Below are 22,901 nucleotides of genomic sequence, written 5' to 3'. Positions count from 1 at the left end.
GTGGTGGTCGCCGCGCGGTCGGCCTAGGGTCGTCGCCATGACCGGACTCACCCCGTATCTCCACTTCGCCGGCACCGCCCGAGAGGCCCTCACCTTCTACCGCGACGTCTTCGGCGGGGAGCTCCTCCTCCACACGTTCGCCGACTTCGGACGCGAGGACGGACCGGACGACGCGATCGCCCACGGGATGCTCCGCGGATCCGTGGAGCTCTTCGCCGCGGATGCCGCCGCCGATGAGCCCGCGGTCCGCGTGGAGGGCGTGCTGTTCTCGCTCCTCGGGACGGCGGAGCCGCCGGAGCTGGAACGCTGGTTCGCCGGACTGTCGGAGGGGGGACACGTGATCGACCCCCTCGCCCTCAAGCCGTGGGGAGACCACGACGGTCAGGTGCGCGACCGCTTCGGGCTCACCTGGCTCATCGGCTACACCGGCTGATCGCCTCCTGCCGCAGCGCCGTCCACGGGGGCGAGACCGTCTCCACATGGCGAGCGGGAACCCATCCGCTGCCGTGCGCGGCGGTGAGGAAGACGAACGCGGGCCATTCGGTGTCGCGTTCGCCGACCGTGACGCGCTCACCGGGGGTGCGGCGGGCGGTCGGGGGTCTCGTGGTCTGCGGTCACCAGGAATCGCATGGACCGTTCCTGTCACCCGTCGGCCTCGCGCCGCATCCGTCAGGCGGTCGGCGGATCGTCGTCGATGACGCCGATCCCGATGGCGCGGTGGCTCGGCTCGTCGCCGCCGGTCGCGGCGGGCGCGGGGGAAGTCGGTTCCTCGCCGGGGTCTTTCTCCGTACTGGGCTCTTCCAGTTCCTCGGTCGAGGGCAGTTGCTCGTCGCTCTCGGTCGTGTCGTCGGCGGGCGCCTCGTCGATGGCCGCGTCGCGGCTATCGTTCTCGTCCTGCGGCTGTGATGTGGGATCGGACACGGGTGTTCCTCTCGTCATGCCCGTGCCGTGACCGGCCCGGGACCTCTACTCCACCGTGGCGCTGCCGCCGCGCTCGGGGAACCGGGTTGACAGGGAGGTGTCGGGGGGTCGGCGTACGGTCGGGGCATGGACCGGACGGCGTTGGAGGAGCGATTGCATGCGCTCGACGCGCAGCTCGCGCGCCTCGATGCCGACGCCGCGTCGCTCCGCGAGGCGCGCGCCGAGGCTACGGCCGACGACGAGCACGACCCCGAGGGCTCCACCTTGTCGGGTGAGTGGCAGCGGGTGGAAGCCCTGCGCGCCGGGGCTGAGCGCGAGCGCGTCGACGTCGTGGCGGCGCTGGTTCGCATGGACGAGGGGACGTACGGCGTGTGCGTGCGGTGCGGCAACCCGATCCCCGCGGCCCGCCTGGAGGCGCGGCCGATGGCGACGATGTGCGTCGCCTGCGCCTCCGCGGCCTGACCTCCGCGGCGTGTGCGACCTATCGCGCAGGGCGCGTCAGACCCCGTCGGTGTCGTCGGCGACGGTGCGGAGCGCTGACATGGCGGCGGTCTCCAGATCGGCGATCTTCTCGAGCTCTCGCGACGCCTCCGCCAGATGCTTCTGATCGCCCGTCGCCCCGGCACGTTCGAGAAGGCGGGCGACGTCGGTCCACAGGAGCGCGGACTCTGCGAAGGCGTCGCGCCCTGTGGCGATCGCGGTGGCATTGTCGCCGGCGGGGAGCAGCTCGTGGATCTCCGTCAGGAAGTCGCGGTAGAGGTTGCGGAACAGTGCTCCCCCCGTGCCCGCGCGTTCCATGAGGGTGGCCATCGTTGCGAGATCCTGCGGCGGATCCTCCACGCGTCCGAACAGCGAGCGGACGCGGACCGCTGCCGTGCGGATGCCGCGGTGCCCGAGGTTGGCGATCGGGGGAGCGAGGAACTCCCGCGCGCACGCCGCCGTGGCCTGCAGTGCGGCGGGGAGGGGAAGCTCCGTCGTGGCGGGCGCGTCTCCCGTTCCCAGGGTGAAGGAGCGATGCCGGGCCGACATCGGCCCCCGAGCCGCCCGCGCCCGTTCCAGCGATGCTCTGCTCGTGCGCACGCGACCGCCTTGCTGCGCCGTGTCGATCAGATACGCAGTCGTGTCGTCGTAGCCGTACATCGCGACGATGTGCCCGGCGAAATGCACGCGCGACGTGAAGTAGTCGAGGTCGTGGCTGTCGAGTTGGAGCCCGACGGGGACGCCTGCGTCGATCGCGGTCGTCACGTTGTCCCACGCCTTGCGTGGCGAGCCCGTCTCCTGCACACGGAGATCGAGTCCCAGCCGCGACGCGAGGTTCTCGGTCAGCGCGAAGGGCTTCACCCGGCCGCCCAGGAACGGCAGGGCTTGCCGTGCGGAGTCCCAGTAGATGAACGAGAGTCCGCCGCCGAGGCCGAAGAGTGCCGGCTCGGAGAGGTCAACCCCCGCGGCGGTCAGGAGCACGCCGAGGGTCGTGGTCTCGCAGTGGACTCCGCCGTCGTGCGGGAGGCCTGCCACGACGGTCGTCTCCGAACCCCGGGACGCCGGGGAGTCCGAGGCGGTCATCGGTTCACCGCGACGCGCTGCGCGAGCCACGCCCTCTCCGCCTCGAGAAGGGCGAGCGAGAAGGAGAACACCTCCGCGGCGGCGGGCGGCAGCGGCGCCTGCGCCGCGCGGGCCTGTTCGACGCCGGCGAGGCGCGTGTCGATCTCCGCCAGCCGCGTCGCGAGGGCGTCGCGGTAGGTCTGCTCCGGGAGGAGGGAGAGGTTCGCGAGCCCGGTGAGGAACGGATGCGCCACCGGTCGGTCGTGTGCGACGAGCGCGATGGTCTGTGCCGCCGCTGCTTCGCGTCCGGCGGTGGTCGGTCGGAACACCCGTCGTGCTCGTGCGCCTCCGTCCGGCTCGTCGGCGGCGACCAGTCCGCGGCGTTCCAGCTTGCCGAGGACGTAATAGATCGAGGAGAAGCCGATCTCGGCCCAGCGCCGGATGCCGCGCTGCTCGATCGTCTGCTCCACTTCGTAGCCGTGCTGAGGACGTTCGATGAGGAGCCCCAGGATCGTGAGCTCGGTGATGGTGAGGTCCACGCCGATACTCTAGCACTAGAGTATCGGCGGCCCCACGCCGATCGGAACGCTGTCACGCGACACCTCTTGACACTCTCGTGCTCGCGTCGTAACGTACAACCAAATGGTTGTACAAAGTGATGCCTCAAGAGACGAGCTGACCGATGACGAGATCGACCGCGTCTTCCACGCTCTGGCCGCGACCACCCGTCGCGACATCCTGCGCCGCACGATCGATGCCGAGCAGTCAGTGTCGGCCCTCGCCGCGCACTACGACATGTCCTTCGCCGCCGTGCAGAAGCACGTCGCGGTGCTCGAAGCCGCGGAGCTCATCGTCAAGCGGGCCGAGGGCCGCGAGCGCCTCGTGCGGGCGGACCCGGTCATGATCGCCCGCGCCCGCACGCTCCTCTCTCGGTACGAAGACCTCTGGCGCGCTCGTATCGACCGACTCGACGACCTGCTCGCCGAGCCCGAACACCCCTGACCTCCTCCCACCCATCCACCAAGGAGACCCACATGCCCGTCACCGACATCAGCACCGATGCTGAGAACCTCACCATGACCTTGACCGCCGACTTCGCCGCCCCGGTGGAGCGTCTGTGGCGGGCGTTCACCGACCCGCGGCAGCTGGAGCGCTTCTGGGGTCCTCCCGGCTGGCCGGCGACCTTCACGGCGTTCGACCTCACCGTGGGTGGCCGCGCGGATTACCACATGACCAGCCCGCGCGGGGAGTCGTCGCGCGGCTCGTGGGAGTTCACCGCGATCGACGCGCCGTCGTCGTTCGAGGTGCTCGACTCGTTCGTCGGCGAGGACGGCCAGCCCCTCGACGGCTTCCCCTCCATGCGCATGGTCTTCTCCTTCGACGCCACCGCCGACGGGTCGCGGCTCACGAACGTCACGTACTTCACCTCGCTCGAGGCGCTGGAGCAGACGGTCGCGATGGGGGCGATCGAGGGCTCGCGGATGGCGATGGACCAGCTCGACGCCGTGCTGCTCGACCTGCGTGCCTACGCGCAGGGCAAGGGGACACGGACCGAGCTCCTCGACGACCAGCACGTGCGGATCACGCGTCTGGTCGAAGGTCCGCGGGAGCTCGTGTGGCGCGCCCACCACGAGCCGGAGCTGCTGCAGAAGTGGCTGCTGGGTCCCGACGGGTGGCAGATGGTCGAGTGCGAGGTCGGCGACACCTACCGGTACGTGTGGCAGCAGGGTGAGGACGAGTCGACCCGATTCGGGTTCGAGGGCGAGACCGTGCTGAGCGAGCCGACGTGGCGGGCGGTCACGACCGAGAAGATGATCGGGATGGAGGGTCCGTCGACCCTCAACGATCTGCAGCTGTACGAAGAGGACGGGGCGACCCTGCTCACCCTCCTCATCGAGTATCCGGACAAGGAGACGCGCGACATGATCCTCGCGACGGGCATGACCGACGGCATGGAAGCCTCCTATGCCCGCCTGGAGGCCGCGATCGCCTGAGGTCACCTCCCTCCGGCCCCGCGTGGGCGATGCCGGGGCGCCAGGGGTGAGCCGCTGGCGCTACCGGCGCTCCTCGTGGTCGTGGTCGTGGTCGGAGTCGTGGTCGTCGAACAGCATCCCTGCGGACGTTGCGCAGGCGTCGCCCCGCCAGGCCTCGACCCCCTCGCGGATGGCGAAAGCGGCGATGACCAGGCCGGCGACCGCGTCCGCCCACCACCATCCGAAGAGACTGTTCGCGATCAGCCCCAGGAGCACCGCTGCCGAGAGGTACGTGCAGATGAGGGTCTGCTTCGAGTCGGCGATCGCACTGGCCGACCCGAGTTCGCGGCCGGCCCGGCGTTCCCAGAGGGACAGGAAGGGCATGATCACAACGCTCAGGGCCGTGAGGACGATCCCGACCGTCGAATGCTCGACACCGCCTCGACCGGCCAGAGCGAGCCCGGAGGCGAGCGTCACGTACGCAGCGAGAGCGAAGAACGCGAGGGCGATGACGCGCAGCGTTGGCCTCTCCCATCGGTCCGGGTCGCGTCGCGTGAACTGCCATGCGACGGCGGCGGCTGACAGGACCTCAATGGTCGAGTCCAGCCCGAATCCGATCAGCGCCGCCGACGACGCCGCTGTTCCCGCAGCGATCGCGACGACGGCTTCGATCACGTTGTAGGCGATCGTCGCGCTGACAATCCACCGGATGCGGCGGCGGAGCGCGTCCCGCCGGTCTCCAGCGTGGAGCGAGGCGGTCGTCATGCGCAGGTGCAGGTCTCCCCGGCGCAGCAGCCGGGCTCGACGTAGAGAACGACTCGCAGCAACTCGTCCAGGGCGGGGGCGAGGTGGGCGTCCGCGAGCCGGTACCAGGTGCGTCGTCCGTCGGGCACCGCCTGGACGAGGCCGCAGCCACGCAGGCACGCGAGCTGATTCGACATGACCTGTCGGGAGACTCCGAGTGCGTCGGCCAGGTCCGAGGGGTACGCCGGGGCTTCTCGCAGGGCGAGGAGCACGCCCAGTCGGGTGTCGTCCGAGAGCGCGTGCGCGAAGCGCGCGAGGGCGGCCGCGTGCGTCGCCGTCACGGAGGCTGTGGTCATGGGTGCAATAGTACAGAAAAACGTGTACTCCGAGGGCGGCCCCCTGCGCCGCGCGCGCTCACGGATCGAGGACGAGACGGTACCCCATCCCCTGCTCGGTGCGCAGGTGGCGAGGTGCGGAGGGGTCGGCTTCCAGCTTCTTGCGCAGCTGCGACAGATAGAGCCGCAGGTATCCGGAGTCGGCGACCTGATCCGTTCCCCAGATGTCCTTGAGCAGGGTCTGTCGGGTGACGAGGGCTCCCGCATTCCGGGCCAGGAACTCCAGGATGCGCCACTCCGTCGGCGTGAGGTGCACAGGCTCGCCGGATCGCGTGACCTGGGTCGCGGCGAGGTCGACGACCACGTCGCCGAAGCGCACGACCGGCGCGCCCTCGGGCGAACCGACCCGACGGCGGGCGAGGGCCCGGAGCCGGGCCAACAGTTCGTCGATCTGGAACGGCTTGGTGACGTAGTCGTCGGCTCCGGCGTCGAGAGCGTCGACCTTGTCGGCGGAGCCGGTGCGGCCCGAGACGACCAGGATCGGGGCATCCGTCCAGCCGCGGACAGCCTGGATCACGCGGACCCCGTCGAGCTTGGGCATCCCGAGGTCGAGCATGATGAGGTCGGGTGCGCTGCTTCCCGCCGCGGCGACGGCCTCGGCGCCGTCGGCCGCGGCGACCACGTCGTACCCGTGCACGGCGAGAGTGATGCGGAGGGCGCGCACCAGCTGGGGATCGTCGTCGGCGATGAGGATCTTCACCGTGTCACCTCGGGCTTCTGCTCCGCCACCGGCAGCGTGACGACCATCGTCAGCCCTCCGCCGGGGGTGTCTTCGGGCGTCAGTGTGCCGCCCATACCCTCGGCGAATCCGCGGGAGAGCGCAAGCCCCAGTCCCAGACCCGTGGAGTTGTCGGTGTCGCCCAGGCGCTGGAACGGCGCGAACGCGTCGTCGCGGCGCTCGGGCGGCAACCCCGGTCCGTGGTCGACGATGCGGATCTGGGCGGTGGCGCCGAGCCGGCTGGTCGTCAGGCGTACCCGCGTCGCGCCGTCGGGCTCGTGCCGGAGGGCGTTGGAGAGCACGTTGACGAGCACGCGCTGCAGCAGCACGGGATCGGCCACGATCGGCGGCAGGTCATCGTCGAGCGCCAGGTCCACCCGGTCGGGTCCGAGGCCCAGTTCATCGATGGATGCCAGGACGACATCGGCGGCATCCACCGGCGAGAGCGACACGGCCAGGACGCCGGCCTGCACCCGCGAGACGTCGAGGAGGTCGGTGACCAGCCTGGTCAGGGTGGCCAGGCTCTCGTCTGCGGTCTCGAGCAGCTCGGCACGGTCGGCATTCGACAGGTGAGCGCCGCCCGAACGGAGCCCGCCGATCGCGGCGACCGAGGCGGCGAGCGGGCGCCGCAGGTCGTGGCTCACGGCCGACAGCAGCGCGCTGCGCACCTGGTCGGCCTGGGCGAGCACCTCGGCATCCTTTGCCGACTCCTCGAGCCGTCGCTGCGTGAGCGCGGCCTCCAGCTGAGTGACGATGACCTGTAGCAGCCGCCGCTCGGAGGCATCGAGCGGACCGCCGTGCAGTTCGAGGACCGCGTGGTCTCCCACGGGAACCTCCACCGGTGCCGGCCCGCTGTCACCGTCACCCCCGCCAGGCAGGGGCTCGCCGTCGCTCGCGACGGTCTCACCGTCGACGATCAGTCGCACCCCGGCAAGCGAGAACGCCTCTCGGGTGCGGGTGACGAGGGCCGGGAGTGAGCCCTGGCCGCGCAGCACGCTGCCGGCCACGGCGGCGAGCAGTTCCGACTCGGCGGCGCGCCGGCGGGCGGTGCGCGCGGCCCGCGCTGCACGGTCGACGACGACGCTCACCAGCAGAGCGATCACGACGTACAGGATCAGAGCCCAGGCGTGCAGGGGATCGGCCACCGTCACCGTGTACAGCGGATCGACGAAGAAGTAGTCCAGAGTCAGCCCCGACATGATCGCGGCGAACACGGCGGGCCACAGTCCGCCCAGCAGGGCGACGAGCACGACGAGCAGCTGGTAGGCCAGCACGTCGCCGGTGATCGACTCGGGGCTGCGCCCCGCCACGAGCAGCCAGGTCAGCAACGGTCCGCCCACGAGCGCGAGCGCGAACCCGAGCACACGGCGTCGGACGCTGAGGGCAGTGCCCGCCAGTCGTGGCAGGGCCGCACGGCCGCCCGCGGCCGCATGGGTGACGATGTGCACGTCGATGTCGCCCGACGCGCGGATGACGGTGGCCCCGATGCCGGGACCGGTCAGCGCCGCCTGCAGCCGGCCGCGTCTGCTGGCGCCCAGGACCAACTGGGTCGCGTTGACCGACTGGGCGAACTCCACCAGCGCGCGCGGCACATCGCTGCCGACCACCTGGTGATAGGTGCCACCGAGTCGCTCCACGAGCACCCGCTGCTCCGCGAGGGCGCCGGGCGTGTCGGCCCGCAGGCCGTCCTGGCTGTTGACGTGCACGGCGAGCAGTTCGCCGCCGGCGGAGCGCGCGGCGATGCGGGCACCGCGGTGCAGCAGGGTGTCACCCTCAGGGCCACCGGTCAGTGCGACGACCACCCGTTCGCGGGTCTGCCAGGTGCCGGTGATCCCCTGTTCGGCGCGATAGGTGTTCAGCGCACTGTCGACCTCGTCGGCCAGCCACAGGAGAGCGAGCTCACGCAGGGCCGTGAGGTTTCCCAGTCGGAAGTAGTTCGACAGCGCGGCATCGATCCGCTCGGCGGGATAGACGAATCCGGCCGCCAGGCGGTCGCGTAGCGACTGCGGCGCCAGGTCGATCACTTCGACTTGATCGGCAGCGCGCACGACGGCATCGGGCACGGTTTCGCGCTGCGTGATCCCGGTGACCTGCTCCACCACCCCGCCGAGCGACGCGATGTGCTGCACATTGACGGTGGTGATGACGTCGATACCGGCGGCCAGCAGTGCCTCGACGTCTTGCCAGCGCTTCTCGTTGCGGGAACCGGGGGCGTTGGTGTGCGCCAGCTCGTCGACGAGGGCGAGCTGCGGCGCACGCTCGATGACGGCGTCGAGATCCATCTCGTCGAGCGCGACGCCCCGGTGCGCCACCTGCCGCCGGGGCACCTGCGGGAGCCCTTCGGTTTGGGCCGCCGTCGCGGCGCGGCCGTGGGTCTCGACGACCGCGATCACCACGTCGGTGCCCGCTTCGCGCAGCCGACGGCCCTCTTGGAGCATCTCGTACGTCTTGCCGACGCCCGGTGCCGCGCCCAGCAGCACCCGAAGCCTGCCGCGTCTCATGGGATCACCCTACGCACGAGCGCGCCCCCGCACGCTGGTGTCTGCGCTCAGCGGGCATCGGCATCCAGGGCGAGGTTGAGCTCGAGCACGTTGACGCGGGGGTCGCCGAGATAGCCGAGGTCGCGGCCCGTCGTGTGCTCGGCCACCAGGCGCTCCACCGTCGCGGGGTCGAGGCCGCGGGCGGCGGCCACGCGGTCGACCTGGAGCAGGGCGTACGCCACCGAGATGTGCGGGTCGAGGCCGGATGCCGAGGCGGTGACGGCGTCGGCGGGAACGGCATCGGCGGACACGTTCTCCCGCGCCGCGATCAGCGCCTTCCGCTCGGAGATCGCCGCGATCAGGTCGGCGTTCTCCGGCCCCAGGTTCGACCCCGACGACGCGCCGCCGTCGTAGCCGTCGCCCGCCGCCGACGGCCGGCTCTGGAAGTACTGCGGGAGCGCGACGCCATCGGCGTCGGTGAAGGACTGACCGAGATGCGCGGAGCCGACGACGGTGCCCTCGGCGTCGGCGACCAACGAGCCGTTGGCCTGCGAGGGCAGGAACACCTGGCCGACGCCGGTGATCAGCAGGGTGTATCCGAGACCGAGGACGACCGTCGCCACCACCATGGCGCGAACGGCGACCCCTGCGGTGCGGAGGGTGGTACGAATGTGGGACATGAGGGTGATTCCTTCGCGAGGGCGGTTCAGAAGCCGGGGATGACGCTGACGACGAGGTCGATCAGCTTGATGCCGAGGAACGGTGCCACGACGCCCCCGATGCCGTAGACGGCCAGATTGCGGCTGAGGATGCGCGCGGCGCCGGCGGGGCGGTACCGCACTCCCCGCAGCGCCAGCGGGATCAGCACGATGATGATGATCGCGTTGAAGATGATCGCGCTGGTCACCGCCGATGCCGGCGAGCTCAGCTGCATGATGTTCAGCGCCGCGAGACCCGGGAACACCCCCATGAACATCGCGGGGATGATCGCGAAGTACTTGGCGATGTCGTTGGCCAGCGAGAAGGTCGTGAGCGCACCACGGGTGATGAGCAGCTGCTTGCCGATGCGGACGATGTCGATGAGCTTCGTCGGGTCGGAGTCGAGGTCGACCATGTTTCCGGCCTCTTTGGCGGCTGAGGTGCCGGTGTTCATCGCCACGCCCACGTCGGCCTGAGCGAGCGCGGGGGCGTCGTTCGTGCCGTCGCCGGTCATGGCGACCAGGTTGCCGCCGGCCTGCTCGCGGGTGATGAGGGCTAGCTTGTCTTCCGGCGTCGCTTCGGCCAGGTAGTCGTCGACACCGGCTTCGCGGGCGATCGCGGCCGCTGTCAGTGGGTTGTCGCCGGTGATCATGACGGTGCGGATGCCCATGGCGCGCAGCTCGTCGAACCGCTCGCGCAGGCCCTCCTTCACGATGTCCTTCAGGTGCACGACACCGAGCACGCGGCCCTCCAGCGCCACCGCCAGGGGCGTGCCGCCCGCCTGAGCGATCGCGTCGGCGGCAGAGGTCACCTCCGCGCGCACCGTGTCCGGGAGCGCGACCCCTTCGGCATCCCGCCACGCGAGCACCGCGGATGCGGCGCCCTTGCGCACGCGGGTGCCATCGGCGAGGTCGAGCCCGCTCATTCGGGTCTGTGCGGTGAAGGGCACGCTCGTGGCATCGGCGGGAGCGTGGACAGCGACGCCGCGGTCGGCCGCCAGCTCGACGATCGACACGCCCTCCGGCGTCGGGTCGGCCAGCGACGACAGTGCGGCGACATGTGCCAGCTCGCGGGGGTCGACGCCGGTCAGGGGCACGAACTCCGATGCGCGACGGTTGCCGTAGGTGATGGTGCCCGTCTTGTCGAGCAGCAGCGTCGACACGTCGCCGGCCGCTTCCACCGCGCGCCCCGACATCGCCAGGACGTTGCGCTGCACCAGCCGGTCCATGCCGGCGATGCCGATGGCCGACAGCAGCGCTCCGATGGTCGTCGGGATGAGGCACACCAGCAGAGCGACCAGCACCGGGATCGACACCGGCGACGCCGCGTACGAGGCGATCGGGTTCAGAGTGAGCACGACGACCACGAACACGATCGACAGGCTCGCCAGCAGGATGCCGAGGGCGATCTCGTTCGGCGTCTTCTGCCGCGATGCGCCTTCGACGAGCGCGATCATCCGGTCGACGAAGGTCTGCCCCGGCTGCGACGTGATCCGCACCACGATGCGATCGGACAGCACGCGGGTTCCTCCCGTCACGGCAGAGCGGTCACCGCCGGACTCGCGCACGACGGGAGCGGACTCGCCGGTGATGGCCGACTCGTCGACGGTCGCGATCCCGTGGATGATGTCGCCGTCCCCGGGGATGAGCTCGCCCGCGGTGACGACGATCACGTCGCCCAGGGTGAGATCACTCGAGGTCGCCTCGACGGTGGGCGTGTGGAGGGCAGCGACATCCTTGTGGGGGTCGTAGCCGATCACGCGGGTGGCGGGGCTGGTCGCGCGGGTGGTGCGCAGGGCCGAGGCCTGCGCCTTGCCGCGTCCCTCGGCGACCGACTCGGCGACATTGGCGAACAGCACCGTGAGCCACAGCCAGAGGGCGATCCCCCAGGTGAATCCGGGCGGCACGGGGGTGCCCCCCGAGGCTTCGGGACCTCCCAGGAGGGGCTCCGCGATGGCGATGGCCGTCGTCAGTGCGGCGCCGAGCCACACCAGGAACATGACCGGGTTGTGCCACTGTGCGGCGGGATTGAGCTTGCGCGCCGCGCCGGGCAGAGCCTGGAGCAGTTGGCGAGGGCCGAACGAATGCGACGCCGAGGGATTCCGGTGTCCGGCCGATGAGGATTCCGCGGCGGGAGAGAGCGTGGAGGTGGACATGTCAGACGAGTCCTTCTGCGAGGGGTCCGAGGGTGAGGACGGGGAAGTAGGTGAGTGCCGTGACGACGACGGTGACGGCCATCAGGAGGCCGACGAACTGCGGGCGATGGGTGGGGAGGGTCCCGGAAGTGGCCGGAACGCGGTCGCGCGCGGCGAGAGAACCGGCCAGCGCGAGCACGAGCACGATCGGCACGAAGCGGCCCAGCAGCATCGCCACGCCCAGCGCCGTGTTCAGCCACGGGGTGTTCGCGGTGAGTCCGGCGAATGCCGAACCGTTGTTGTTCGCGGCCGACGTGAACGCGTAGAGCAGTTCCGACAGGCCGTGCACACCCGGGTTCCAGATCGAGGTGGCCTCGACATCCGCACGCAGCGTGGGCACGGCGAAGCTCAGCGCGACACCGCCGAGGACGAGAGTGGGGGTGACGAGGATGAACAGGCTCGCGAGGGTGATCTCGCGCGGTCCGATCTTCTTGCCGAGGTACTCGGGGGTGCGGCCGATGAGGAGACCACCGACGAACACGGCGATGATGGCGAGCACCAGCATCCCGTAGAGGCCGGATCCGACGCCGCCCGGAGCGACCTCGCCGAGCATCATGTTCACCATCGGCACCATGCCGCCCAGGGCCGTGTACGAGTCGTGCATGGAGTTGACGGCGCCGGTCGAGGTGCCCGTCGTCGAGGCGGCGAACAGGGTCGAGCCCCAGACGCCGAAGCGCACTTCCTTGCCTTCCAGTGCGCCGCCGGCCAACTGCGGTGCCGTGCCGGCGCCTCGCAGCTCGAGCCAGGTGGTCAGGGCCACCCCTGCGGTCCACAGCGAGGCCATCACCGCGAGGATCGCGTAGCCCTGGCGGTGGTCGCCGACCATCTTCCCGAACGCGCGCGGCATCGCGAACGGGATCGCCAGCAGCAGGATGATCTCGAGCACGCTCGTCCACGGAGTGGGGTTCTCGAACGGGTGGGAGGAGTTAGCGTTGAAGAAGCCGCCACCGTTGGTGCCGAGTTCCTTGATCGCCTCCTGCGATGCCACCGGGCCGCCGGGGATCACCTGGGATCCACCGGAGAGGGTGGGAACGCTCTGGAAGCCGGCGAAGTTCTGCACTACCCCACCGACCAGCAGCACGATCGCCATGACGATCGCCAACGGCAGCAGGATCCGCCCCACCGCCCGCACCAGGTCGACCCAGAAGTTGCCGATCGTGCCTTCACCGCGGCGCGCGAACCCGCGGACGAGGGCGACGGCCACGGCGATGCCGACGGCGGCGGAGACGAAGTTCTGCACCGCGAGTCCGGCCAGCTGCACCGTGTAGCCGAGGGTCGTCTCGGGCGAGTAGGACTGCCAGTTGGTGTTGGTCACGAACGAGACGGCCGTGTTGAACGCGAGTCCTTCGGGAACGGCGGGAAGGCCGAGCGAGTACGGCAGCGCCGCCTGAAGCCGTTGCAGCGCGTAGACGAACACGACGCCCGCGAGGGAGAAGAGCAGCACGCCGCGTGCGTACGCCTGCCAGGTCGTCTCGGCCGCGGCGTCCACGCCGATCACACGGTAGACGCCCCGTTCGACGCGGGAGTGGCGGGTGCGCGTGAACACTCGCGCGATCCAGTCGCCCAGCGGACGGTAGATGAGCGCCAGGGCGAGGGCGACGGTGGCGAACTGGAGCACGCCCGCCCAGATCGATGCGCTGTCGGTGCCCGGCATCAGAAGCGCTCCGGATTCACGAGAGCGACGACGAGGTAGACGAGGGAGGCGACGCCGAGAAGGGCGGCGAGCACGGAGAAGACGACCATCAGAGCTTCTCCGCCCCCTTGGCGACGAGCGCGACGAGCCCGAAGAGGGTAAGCGTCGCGGCGAGGTAGATGACATCCAGCACGGGAGACTCCGGGAGGCGAGCCGCGACCTGTGGATCGCGGGTGCCCGCGGTGGGCACGGCATCCGATACAACTCCGGTGCGCCGCTGCGTAGCGGCGTCCTCACGTTTTCCATACGGTGCGAGCCGTGGTCCTCACGGTTCGCATGCGCCGCGTCGGCGTCGATCGCACGTGCCCTCGCCGACCGCACACGTTGCTGACGTCGACGGTGTGTGCCCTCGTCGACAGCCTGCGCTCACCGGGAGCGGGGAGGAGGGAAGGTCAGGCGCGGGCGAGGGCGTCTTCGAGCGCCACCCAGGCGAGCATCGCGCACTTCACGCGTGCCGAGAACTTCGAGACTCCGGTGAGCGCCGCCGCGTCGCCGTAGACGTCCTCGTCGAGCTCGATCTGGCCGCGGGAGCGCAGCGCTTCGCGGAAGCCCGCGATGAGCTCGGCGGCTTCGGTGCGCGACATGCCGACGGCGAGGTCGGACAGCATCGACGCCGACGCCTGCGAGATCGAGCAACCGGACCCCTCCCAGGTGACGTCGCGGATGGTCTGACCGTCGGTGGCGACGCGCGCCCGCAGCGTGATCTCGTCTCCGCAGACCGGGTTCTTCTGATGCGACGTGGCGTGGGCCCCGTCTTCGTCGGCGAGCCCGAAGTGCTGCGGGTGCTTGGAGTGATCGAGGATCAGCTCGCGGTACAGGGTGTCGAGGTCGCTCATGATTCCGCTCCGAAGTAGGCACGGACGCCGCGGACGGCGTCGACGAACCGGTCGACCTCGTCGGTCGTGTTGTACAGGGCTGCCGAGGCACGCAGCGACGCGCGGATGCCGAAGCGCGTGTGGAGCGGCGCCGCGCAGTGATGACCGACGCGCACGGCGATGCCGCGATCGTCGAGGAACTGCCCCGCGTCGTGGGCGTGGACGCCGTCCACGTCGAACGACCACAGGCCCACGCGTTCGACGCCGACGGCGTCGCCGAGGAGGCGGACACCGGGGATCTCGACGAGGCCCGCCCGCATCCGGTCGGCGAGCATCCGTTCGTGGGCGTGGATCGCCTCGAGACCGACGGCGTCGAGGTACCGCACGGCGGCGGCGAGCCCGATCGCGGGGCCCACCGGCTGGGTGCCCGCCTCGAAGCGCTGCGGAGCGGGCAGGTACTCGGCCGAGTCGAGGGTGACGGTCGTGATCATCGACCCGCCCGTGAGGAACGGAGGCAGCGCGTCGAGCATCTCCGACTTCCCGTACAGCCCGCCGACCCCGTAGGGCCCCAGCATCTTGTGGCCGCTGAACACGGCGAAGTCGACGCCCAGGGCGGGAAGGTCCAACGGCAGGTGCGGCGCGGACTGGCAGGCGTCCATCACGGTGACGGCGCCGACACGCTGGGCGAGCGCCACGATCTCCGCCACCGGGTTCACGATGCCGAGGACGTTCGAGACGTGCGTGAAGGCGACCAGGCGCGTCCTGTCGCCGATGAGCTCCGCGGCCGCGTCGAGGTCGAGCGTGCCGTCGTCGCGGACGGGGATGTGGCGCAGCACAGCTCCGGTGCGGGCGGCCAGCTCCTGCCACGGGATCAGGTTCGCGTGGTGCTCGATCGCCGTGGTCACCATCTCGTCGCCCGGTTGCAGCGCGAACCGCGCCGACGCCGGTGCGCCTCGGCCGAGCGTGGCATTGCCGATCGCGTAGGCGAGGAGGTTCAGCCCCATGGTCGCGCCGCTGATCCACACGAGCTGGTCCGGCGCGGCCCCGACGAAGCCCGCCACGGTCGCCCGGGCATCCTCGAACAGGTCGGTCGCCTCGGCCGCGAGAGTGTGCGCGCCGCGATGGACCGCCGCGTTGGAGTGCGTGAGGAAGTCGTACTCCGCCTGCAGGACCTGGCGCGGCTTCTGGCTCGTGGCTCCCGAATCGAGGTAGACGAGCGGCTTCCCCGCCACGGTCTGGGACAGGATCGGGAAGTCCGCGCGCAGCGCCGCCACGTCGAGTGTCGCCGCCGTGGTGGCGGCATCGGGACGGGTGAGGTCGGTCGCGGAAGTCACCCATCTAGGCTACGCCCCGGTGCCCCCGCCGGCTCCGGAGCTGCGGGTCCGATCGGCGTGCACCCGCTGTGACAGGCTGGGGCGCATGACAGGCTCTCCCTCCCTGGCCGCCCTCGCCGATGCGGTGCGCGACGCGGCCGACCGTCGTGCGCGCCGCGCGAAGCTCGACGCGCAGCTCCGCGTCGCCGAACAGCTCGTGGTGACGCGGCGCGACGAGCTCCGACCCCTGGAACAGGCCCAGGCGGCGGAGGAAGCCGACGTCCGACGGCTGGAGCGGCTCTCGCCCGCGCGCTTGTGGGCGACGATCCGCGGCGATGTCGAGGAGCGCGTCGCCGTCGAGCAGGCCGAAGCGGACACCGCAGCGCGCGCGACCGTCGCCGCCCGCGCGCGACTCGACGACGCGAAGGCCAGCGCGGAGCGGGTGCGCGCGGAACGCGACGGGCTCGGTGATGTGGAGGGCTCCTACGCGCGGGCGCTCGACGCCTACGAGGCCGGTCTCGCCGACGCGGGTGGTGCCCCGGCGGCCGAGCTCGCCCACGTCGCTGAGAACCTCGGACGTGTCGCCGCCGAGCAGAAGGAGATCGACGAGGCGGCCGCGGCGCTCCAGCAGGCGACCGTGGCGCTCGATCATGCCGTGGATCGCCTGGAGAGTGCCGGCGGTTGGGCGACGTACGACACCTTCTTCGGCGGCGGCATGGTGGCCGACCTCGTCAAACACAGTCGTATCGATGAGGCGACGCGAGCCTTCGTCGCCGTCAACCGCGCGCTGGAACGCCTCAGCGTGGAACTCGCCGACCTCGACCTCCCGGCCGTCCGGGGAGCGGAGATCTCGCAGGGGCTCGCCGTGTTCGACGTGCTCTTCGACAACATCTTCAGCGACTGGATGGTGCAGTCGCGCATCGCCGAGGCGCGCGACCGGGCCTATCGTCTCCGATCGCTGCTTGCCGGACTGGCCGACGAGCTGAGGGACCGCGCCGCCCGAGCGGCGGGAGTTCTGGCCGCCCTCACGGCACGGCGCGAGGAGATCCTCACTGCCGGATGAGGCGCCGCGACAGACGCGGTACGGGGTACCGCCCGGCCGGGGCGCGTCCTCGGGGCTACGGCGCGTCGTCGGTGTGCGACACGAGTCCGTACGACGTGATCCGTCCCGCGCGGTCATCGCCGGGGAGCGGCCGCGACCGTCGTCCGTAGATGAGCTCGGTGGAGTCCAGTAGCCACGGCACGAGGGTGATCGACACCCCGTGCACGAGCATCAGCTGCTGGGCGATGCGGCGCGCGCGGCGGTTGTGCAAGAGCGACTCCCACCAGTGCCCCACGATGTACTGCGGCAGATACACGGTCACGACGGTCGACCCGTGCTTCTCGCGGTACGCCTTGATGAACTGTGCCACCGGCGCCGCGTAGTGCCGGAAGGGCGACTCGATGATCACGAGCGGAACGGGCATGTGGTGCGCCTCCCAGTCCGCCTGCAGTTCCACCGCATCCTGTTCGTTGATCGCCACATGCACCGCGATCGTCTCGTCGTGCCGGGCGGCCAGGGCATAGTCGACCGCTTTCGCGACCGGCTTCTGCAGGCGTCCCACGAGGACGAGAGCGACGTCGCCGGAGGCGCCGAAGCGGACGTCGTCGTCCATCGCGGTCTCGTGGTCGACATCGCGGTAGTACCGGTGCACGCCGACCATGAGGAGCGCCAGCACCGGGATCGCGAAGAACACCAGGTACGCGCCGTGCGTGAACTTCGTGATCGTGACGATCGCCAGCACCGCGACCGTGAAGGCCGCGCCGACGAAGTTGATGATGAGTCCCGAGACGGCCGCCCGCCTCTCCGACACGAGCTTGGGCGGGAGCAGGCGCAGCTCCCGGCGCCAGTGCTTGACCATCCCGATCTGACCCAGCGAGAACGAGACGAAGACGCCGATGATGTAGAGCTGGATGAGCGTGGTGAGGCGGGCCTGGAAGACGACCAGCACCACGATGGCCGCGGCGCCCAGGATGAGCATGCCGTTGGAGAACACCAGCCGGTCGCCTCGGGTGTTGAGCGACTTGGGTGCGTAGCCGTCGCGGGCCAGCACCGCGCCCAGGAGCGGGAACCCGTTGAACGCGGTGTTCGCCGCCAGGAGCAGGACGCACGCGGTCGCCGCCTGGATCACGTAGAACGGGATCGAGCCCGCGCCGAACGTCGCCGCGGCGACCTGGGCCATGAGCGAGGGCTGCGGCGTTCCCGCACAGTCGAAGCCGATCAGGTGGCACGGGTTCTCCGCGTAGTGCACGCCGGTGATGAGTGCGAGCGCGGTGAGCCCGGCGAACAGCATGATCGCGATCGTGCCCATCGTCACGAGCGTGAGCTGGGCGTTGCGGACCTTGGGCGAGCGGAAGGCGGGAACGCCGTTGGAGACGGCCTCCACGCCGGTGAGCGCCGAACATCCGCTCGAGAAGGCGCGGAGGATCAGCAGCAGCACGGCGGCCTGGGTGAGGCTCTCGCCGTGCACCTCGAAGGCCGCGCTCGACGCGACGGGGGCGTCTCCGAAGGCCCAGCGGACGAGGCCCGTGACGATCATGACGGCCACCGAGCCGATGAACACGTACGTCGGGATCGCGAACGCCGTCGAGGCCTCGCGGACACCCCGCAGGTTCACGAGAATGATGAGGATGACGAACCCCACGGCCAGCTCGATCCGCCACGGGTCCAGTTCCGGCACGGCCGAGATGATGTTGTCGACGCCGGACGCGATCGACACCGCCACCGTCAGGATGTAGTCCACGAGCAAGGCGGCCGCCACCACGACGCCGGCGCGTTCGCCCAGGTTCGTGCGGGCCACCTCGTAGTCGCCGCCGCCCGAGGGGTAGGCCTTGATCAACTGCCGGTAGCTGAGGACGACGACGATCAGCAGCGCCACGACCGCCGCGGCGACCCACGGTGCGAACGCGAGGAACGCGGTGCCGCCGATGAGCAGGATCATCACCAGTTCCTGCGGGGCGTAGGCCACCGACGAGAGGGCGTCGGAGGCGAAGATCGGCAGCGCCATCTTCTTCGGGAGGGCCTGGTCGTCGAGCTGTTCGCTGGTCAGCGGCTCGCCGAGGAGGATGCGCTTCGCGATCGGGGTCGTCTCGTCGGACGGATCGCGACTTTCGTCAGTCACGGCGGGCGACATTACGCCTGCGCCGTCCGCCGCGCAACACGCGATCGCCGGGGTCCTTTCGCCGGATCGCGCGGAGGCGCCCGCGCGGGCGTCCGGCGCAGCAGCTTCGGGCTCCTAGACTCGCTCGAATGGACGATCGCATCACTCTGGGCATCATCGCGATGGTCGCCGGGGCCCTCGTCGGCGTGGTGCTGTTCGTGCCGTTCGTCGCCCTCAGCTACCGGCGTCGCGGCGGGCTCGGATTCTGGAGGTTCGCCGGCTGGGCGGCGTTCCTCGTCTACTTCTTCGCGATCTGGACCTACACGCTCCTCCCCCTCCCCGACCCCGATGCGATCCGGTGCGTGGGCGCGATCACCGATCCGATGTCCGTCGTGCGCGACCTGCAGGCGGCCTTTGCCGGCCCCGGGAACCCGCTGCGGAGCCCGGAGCTGCTGCAACTCGTCTTCAACGTGCTGCTGTTCCTCCCCCTCGGCTTCTTCGTCCGGGTGCTCTTCGGCCGCGGCTTCGTCGTGGCGGTGCTGATCGGCTTCGTCGTCTCGCTGCTGGTGGAGACCACGCAGCTCACGGGCGTGTGGGGGATCTACCCGTGCGCGTACCGGTTCTTCGACGTGGGCGACCTCATGACCAACACGACCGGCGCCCTGATCGGGGCGGTGCTGTCGCTGGTCGTCCCGAAGCGCCATCGCGGGTTTTCGCGCACCGCCGACGCGGACGAGCCCGACCCCGTCACGCGCGGGCGTCGCGTGCTCGCGGCGTTCTGTGATCTGCTCGGCGCGTGGCTCTTCACCGCGGCCGTGGCGACGACGGTCGGCTTGTCGCTGCGCTTCGTCTTCCAGGTGCCCGACGCCGACATCCCGGAGGGGCTCCTCGACGTGGTCTCGGGTCTCGCGGTCATCGCGCTGTGGCTGATCCTGATCCTCACCACGGGTCGGTCGGTCGGCGATCTCGCCGTCGAGCTCCGGTATCGCGGCGGGGCGCTCCCGGTGCCGCTCGCGCGGCTGTTGCGTTTCCTCGGCGGAGTGGGCGGCTACTCCGCACTCGAGCTGCTGCCGGCGCCGTGGTCCGCACTATCGGGGCTGTTCGTCTTCGTCGCCGTCGTGCTCGTGTTCACCACGCGACGCGGCCGGGGCCTTCCGGGTCTCCTCAGCGGCCAAGAGCTCACCGACGCGCGTGAGGGCGACGACGGGAGCGTGGCGCGGGGCGTCAGCGGCCGGAGTAGTAGTAGTACAGGATCGCGGTGACCTTCTCGCCGTCCGTGTCCACGACCACGCTGTAGGCGGGCTTGCCGTCGGTGAATCCCGAGCGGTCGGGGGCGAAGACGAAGCGCGGATTGCCGCCGCGGTCGACCTCGACACCCGGGTCCAACGCCCGCACATCGGCGATCGGCATGCCGATCCTCACGCCGAACTCCGCCGTCACGGGCACGCCGTCGACGTCGTTGGACGTCAGGCGCAGATACGACGGCTGGGAGTAGTCGTCGCGACTCGGGCCGCCCTCGAGCGGGTTCATGTCGTAGAGGGCGATGCCGGGCCACTGGTACACCGTGTAGTCGGGGTAGCTGGATCCGTTGCCCTTCTCGACGCGCTCCTTCGGCGCCGCGCCGAACAGCTCGGAGAGCGTGGATACCGCGCCGGCCATGTCGCCGTTCCAGTCGTACGTGAACGTCGAGGATCCGGCGTCGTCGGTGAGGGAGAGCCCGGTGGCGGCGAGGGTGATCCCCGCGGCGGCCGGAGCCTCGCTCTCGGTCGGCGTCGCCGGCGCGCTCGGGCTCCCCGCCGGGTCGGAGGCCTCGGCACTCGTCGAGGAGGAAACGCCGGGGGTCTGCGAGGCAGGCTCCGATCCGCCGTTCCCTCGGGTCAGCAGCACGACGAGCGCGATGATCACCGCGACGGCCAGGACGGCCGCGACGATGCCCAGGACGAGCGGGGTGCGATCGCGGGTGGCGGGGGTGGGGTCGGTCATGCGGGGTCTCCCAGGAACTCGCGGGCAGCGACGACGAGGGCGTCTACACCGCGTTCGATGGTCGGGTGGAGGACGGGAGCGAAGAACGGCGAGTGGTTGGTGGGGATGTCCTCGTTCAGCGTCCCCCGTTCGACCGCCGCGGCGTAGGTCTGCGGGTCGACGCCTCCCCAGAACCAGAACACCAGGGGGACACCCGCCTCCCGCGCGAACCAGGACACGTCTTCGCTCCCCGTGAACATACCGGGGTCGATCACGGTGCCCGCACCGAAGGCGCGATCGAACGCGGCCGTGATCCGGGCGGTGGCGGCCGCGTCGTTGATCGTCGGCGGCAACGAGTGGTCCACCGTGATGACCGGTTCCTCGTCGGCACCCGATGCCTGCGCCTCGGCGCGGACGATCCGCTCCACGCGCCCGAGCACGTCGGCGCGGGCGTCGTCGTCGGGATAGCGCAGGCTCAGTTCCAGCGTCGCCTCGGCGGGGATGATGTTGTTCTTCAGGCCGGCGTGCAGCGATCCGACCGTCACGACCGCCATCTCTCGCGGGTCGATCTCGCGGGAGACGACCGTCTGGAGGCGCATCACGGTGGCGGCCGCCATGACGATGGGGTCGATCGTGGCATGGGGACGCGAGCCGTGCCCGCCCCGGCCGAGGAGCTTCACGGTGAGGCCGTCGGAGGCCGCCATCTGCGTGCCGGGGCGCACGCCGATCACTCCTGCGGGGAGCGGAGTGAGGTGCTGCCCGAGCACGATGTCGGGTCGGGGACACGCGTCGAGCACCCCGTCGGCGATCATCGCCTGCGCGCCGGCGCCGTACTCCTCCGCCGGCTGGAAGACGGCCACGACCGTTCCCGACCACTCCTCGGTGGTCGCGGACAGTCGCTCCAGCGCGTCGAGGAGAGCCGTCACGTGCATGTCGTGCCCGCACGCGTGCATGACGGGAACGTCGTTGCCGGCAGGATCGGTGCCTCGCGCCGTGGAGGCGTACGCGAGCCCGGTCTGCTCCGGGACGGGCAGCCCGTCCATGTCGGCGCGCAGCCAGACGACGGGGCCTTCTCCGTTGCGGATGATCGTGGCCACACCGGTCTTCCCCAGGCCCTCGGTGTACTCGAGCCCCAGTGCCGCGAGTTCTCGGGTGATCACGCCGGCGGTCCGCGTCTCCTGGAAGGAGAGCTCGGGATGACGGTGCAGGTCGATGTAGAGCGCCTCGAGGTCGATCGTCATGCCTCCGAGCCTACGCGGCGCTCCTGTGCGAGGTCAGGGCGGTCGCGCCGGTGAGGGAGCTCACCGACCGGGCGCTGGCTGGGGAGGAGCGGCGGTGCTGGCCCGCGGGACGAGCGCGAACGGGAGGACGGGATCGGGTGCGGCGACGTCCTCCGCGAGCGCCGCGAGCGCCGCCTCGGCGGCCCGCTGTCCCTGCGCGTGGGGGAACTGCTCGATCGTGGTGAGCCCGAAGAACCCGCTCATCTCGTGTCCGTCGACGCCGATCACCGAGACGTCGCCGGGCACGTCGCGTCCGGCCTCCCGCGCCGCGAAGAGCGCGCCGAAGGCCATCTCGTCCGACGCCGCGAAGATGGCGGTGGGAGCGGTCGTGCGCAGCAGCTCGCGCGCGGCCCGGTAGCCGCCGTCGATCGTGAAGTCCGCGGCGGCGAAAGCGGCCGGGCGCAGCCCCGCCTCGGCCAGCGCCGCGTCGAAGCCGCGCCGTCGCAGCGTCGGGATGTCGGGAGACCGGTCGTCGCCGAGGCTGTGACCGATGTGGGCGATCTCCCGGTGCCCGAGATCGATCAGGTGAGAAGCGGCCAGTCGGGCGACGGCCGTGTCGTCCACCTGCAGCGTCGCGAGCCGGGCGCTCGGGGTGCCGAGCCCGATCACGGGCAGGCCGAGTCCCCGGAGGTCATCGATCTCGGGGTCGGTGAAGTCCACCGACAACACGATGACGGCATCCACCCGCCCGCGACGCAGCGACGTGTGCAGCAACCGCCGCCGGTCGCCCGGCTCGTCGGTGGCGTTGTACAGCGTGATGTCATAGCCCCGGGGTGACAGCACCGACGCGATGCCGTCGAGCACGTTGGCGAAGAACCAGCGGTCGAGGAGGGGAACGATCACCCCGATCGAGCGGGTGCGGCCGGTCGCGAGGCTCGAGGCCGCGACCGAGACCACGTAGCCGAGCTCGTCGGCCGCCGCGCGCACGCGCGCCCGCGTCTGCTCCGACAGTCGCCCACGCCCGCTCAGAGCGCGGGAGACGGTCGCCGTCGAGACTCCGGCCCGACGGGCGACCTCCTCCAGGCTGGCCAC

General features: G+C 70.8%; 24 protein-coding genes. 6 read left to right on the top strand and 18 right to left on the bottom strand.

From position 1 onward, the window contains the following. Positions 1–37: 37 nt before the first annotated feature. Complete coding sequence (locus tag AVP41_RS12095; protein ID WP_067164678.1) at positions 38–433, top strand: VOC family protein; 396 nt, start codon at positions 38–40, stop codon at positions 431–433. A 236-nt stretch (positions 434–669) separates the two neighbouring features. Here AVP41_RS12095 and AVP41_RS12090 read toward each other — a convergent pair whose 3' ends face one another. Then, positions 670–921, bottom strand: a complete 252-nt coding sequence (locus tag AVP41_RS12090; RefSeq protein WP_231902742.1) for a hypothetical protein — start codon at positions 919–921, stop codon at positions 670–672. 126 nt (positions 922–1,047) lie between these two features. Here AVP41_RS12090 and AVP41_RS12085 point away from each other — a divergent pair, with 126 nt between their 5' ends. After that, a complete protein-coding gene (locus AVP41_RS12085; protein ID WP_067164675.1) occupies positions 1,048–1,383 on the top strand; it encodes a TraR/DksA family transcriptional regulator in 336 nt (111 codons plus the stop codon). Between the two features lie 36 nt (positions 1,384–1,419). Here the strand turns inward: AVP41_RS12085 and AVP41_RS12080 are convergent, their stop codons facing one another. After that, positions 1,420–2,436 carry a BtrH N-terminal domain-containing protein gene (locus tag AVP41_RS12080; protein WP_197464322.1) on the bottom strand — a complete coding sequence of 339 codons (1,017 nt, stop codon included), beginning with the start codon at positions 2,434–2,436 and terminating at the stop codon, positions 1,420–1,422. Between the two features lie 44 nt (positions 2,437–2,480). Then, a complete protein-coding gene (locus tag AVP41_RS12075; RefSeq protein WP_067164669.1) occupies positions 2,481–3,002 on the bottom strand; it encodes a PadR family transcriptional regulator in 522 nt (173 codons plus the stop codon). Positions 3,003–3,105: 103 nt separating this feature from the next. On the opposite strand from AVP41_RS12075, the gene AVP41_RS12070 reads away from it, so the two are divergent. Further along, entirely contained in the window at positions 3,106–3,465 is a 360-nt protein-coding gene (locus AVP41_RS12070) for an ArsR/SmtB family transcription factor (RefSeq protein WP_067164667.1), read from the top strand. 32 nt (positions 3,466–3,497) lie between these two features. After that, complete coding sequence (locus AVP41_RS12065; protein ID WP_067164665.1) at positions 3,498–4,457, top strand: SRPBCC family protein; 960 nt, start codon at positions 3,498–3,500, stop codon at positions 4,455–4,457. A gap of 60 nt (positions 4,458–4,517) precedes the next feature. Here AVP41_RS12065 and AVP41_RS12060 read toward each other — a convergent pair whose 3' ends face one another. The 11 genes from AVP41_RS12060 to AVP41_RS12015 form a co-directional block, all read right to left on the bottom strand. Next, complete coding sequence (locus AVP41_RS12060) at positions 4,518–5,201, bottom strand: cation transporter (protein WP_067164663.1); 684 nt, start codon at positions 5,199–5,201, stop codon at positions 4,518–4,520. Further along, complete coding sequence (locus tag AVP41_RS12055; RefSeq protein WP_067164661.1) at positions 5,198–5,536, bottom strand: ArsR/SmtB family transcription factor; 339 nt, start codon at positions 5,534–5,536, stop codon at positions 5,198–5,200. The genes AVP41_RS12060 and AVP41_RS12055 overlap by 4 nt, the downstream gene beginning before the upstream one ends. A gap of 58 nt (positions 5,537–5,594) precedes the next feature. Next, positions 5,595–6,275, bottom strand: coding sequence for a response regulator (locus AVP41_RS12050; RefSeq protein WP_067164659.1), 681 nt, complete (start codon positions 6,273–6,275; stop codon positions 5,595–5,597). After that, on the bottom strand, positions 6,272–8,794 hold the full coding sequence (locus AVP41_RS12045; RefSeq protein WP_067164657.1) for an ATP-binding protein: 2,523 nt from the start codon (positions 8,792–8,794) through the stop codon (positions 6,272–6,274). The genes AVP41_RS12050 and AVP41_RS12045 overlap by 4 nt, the downstream gene beginning before the upstream one ends. 47 nt (positions 8,795–8,841) lie before the next feature. Next, positions 8,842–9,453, bottom strand: coding sequence for a K(+)-transporting ATPase subunit C (gene kdpC, locus AVP41_RS12040; protein WP_067164655.1), 612 nt, complete (start codon positions 9,451–9,453; stop codon positions 8,842–8,844). Positions 9,454–9,479: 26 nt separating this feature from the next. Beyond that, positions 9,480–11,627, bottom strand: coding sequence for a potassium-transporting ATPase subunit KdpB (gene kdpB / locus AVP41_RS12035; RefSeq protein ID WP_067164653.1), 2,148 nt, complete (start codon positions 11,625–11,627; stop codon positions 9,480–9,482). Position 11,628: 1 nt separating this feature from the next. Next, a complete protein-coding gene (gene kdpA / locus AVP41_RS12030) occupies positions 11,629–13,320 on the bottom strand; it encodes a potassium-transporting ATPase subunit KdpA (RefSeq protein ID WP_067164651.1) in 1,692 nt (563 codons plus the stop codon). Further along, entirely contained in the window at positions 13,320–13,409 is a 90-nt protein-coding gene (locus AVP41_RS12025; RefSeq protein WP_067164648.1) for a potassium-transporting ATPase subunit F, read from the bottom strand. The genes kdpA and AVP41_RS12025 overlap by 1 nt, the downstream gene beginning before the upstream one ends. Beyond that, on the bottom strand, positions 13,409–13,549 hold the full coding sequence (locus tag AVP41_RS16840; RefSeq protein ID WP_231902741.1) for a hypothetical protein: 141 nt from the start codon (positions 13,547–13,549) through the stop codon (positions 13,409–13,411). Before AVP41_RS16840 ends, AVP41_RS12025 begins: the two co-directional genes overlap by 1 nt. A gap of 202 nt (positions 13,550–13,751) precedes the next feature. Next, entirely contained in the window at positions 13,752–14,195 is a 444-nt protein-coding gene (gene sufU / locus AVP41_RS12020) for a Fe-S cluster assembly sulfur transfer protein SufU (protein ID WP_067164646.1), read from the bottom strand. Continuing rightward, a complete protein-coding gene (locus tag AVP41_RS12015; protein ID WP_067164644.1) occupies positions 14,192–15,508 on the bottom strand; it encodes an aminotransferase class V-fold PLP-dependent enzyme in 1,317 nt (438 codons plus the stop codon). The genes sufU and AVP41_RS12015 overlap by 4 nt, the downstream gene beginning before the upstream one ends. Positions 15,509–15,593: 85 nt before the next feature. On the opposite strand from AVP41_RS12015, the gene AVP41_RS12010 reads away from it, so the two are divergent. Beyond that, positions 15,594–16,550: a hypothetical protein gene (locus AVP41_RS12010; protein WP_067164641.1), complete on the top strand. Its 957-nt coding sequence runs from the start codon at positions 15,594–15,596 to the stop codon at positions 16,548–16,550. A 55-nt stretch (positions 16,551–16,605) separates the two neighbouring features. On the opposite strand, the gene AVP41_RS12005 is transcribed toward AVP41_RS12010, so the two are convergent. Next, positions 16,606–18,660, bottom strand: a complete 2,055-nt coding sequence (locus AVP41_RS12005) for an APC family permease (RefSeq protein WP_067164639.1) — start codon at positions 18,658–18,660, stop codon at positions 16,606–16,608. Positions 18,661–18,776: 116 nt separating this feature from the next. On the opposite strand from AVP41_RS12005, the gene AVP41_RS12000 reads away from it, so the two are divergent. Next, positions 18,777–19,889: a VanZ family protein gene (locus AVP41_RS12000; RefSeq protein ID WP_067164636.1), complete on the top strand. Its 1,113-nt coding sequence runs from the start codon at positions 18,777–18,779 to the stop codon at positions 19,887–19,889. Here the strand turns inward: AVP41_RS12000 and AVP41_RS11995 are convergent. The 3 genes from AVP41_RS11995 to AVP41_RS11985 are packed head-to-tail and all read right to left on the bottom strand — an operon-like array spanning position 19,852 to position 22,901. Further along, positions 19,852–20,610, bottom strand: a complete 759-nt coding sequence (locus AVP41_RS11995; RefSeq protein ID WP_067164634.1) for a hypothetical protein — start codon at positions 20,608–20,610, stop codon at positions 19,852–19,854. The genes AVP41_RS12000 and AVP41_RS11995 overlap by 38 nt on opposite strands. Next, the gene (locus AVP41_RS11990) at positions 20,607–21,830 is read right to left on the bottom strand and encodes an amidohydrolase (protein WP_067164632.1); all 1,224 of its coding nucleotides are present in this window, start codon (positions 21,828–21,830) and stop codon (positions 20,607–20,609) included. Before AVP41_RS11990 ends, AVP41_RS11995 begins: the two co-directional genes overlap by 4 nt. Positions 21,831–21,890: 60 nt before the next feature. After that, a complete protein-coding gene (locus AVP41_RS11985; protein ID WP_067164630.1) occupies positions 21,891–22,901 on the bottom strand; it encodes a LacI family DNA-binding transcriptional regulator in 1,011 nt (336 codons plus the stop codon).

Source organism: Microbacterium sp. TNHR37B (assembly GCF_001620065.1).
Lineage (GTDB): Bacteria > Actinomycetota > Actinomycetes > Actinomycetales > Microbacteriaceae > Microbacterium.
Note: the sequence above shows the minus strand (reverse complement) of the source record. Positions and strands in the feature narration are given on the sequence as shown.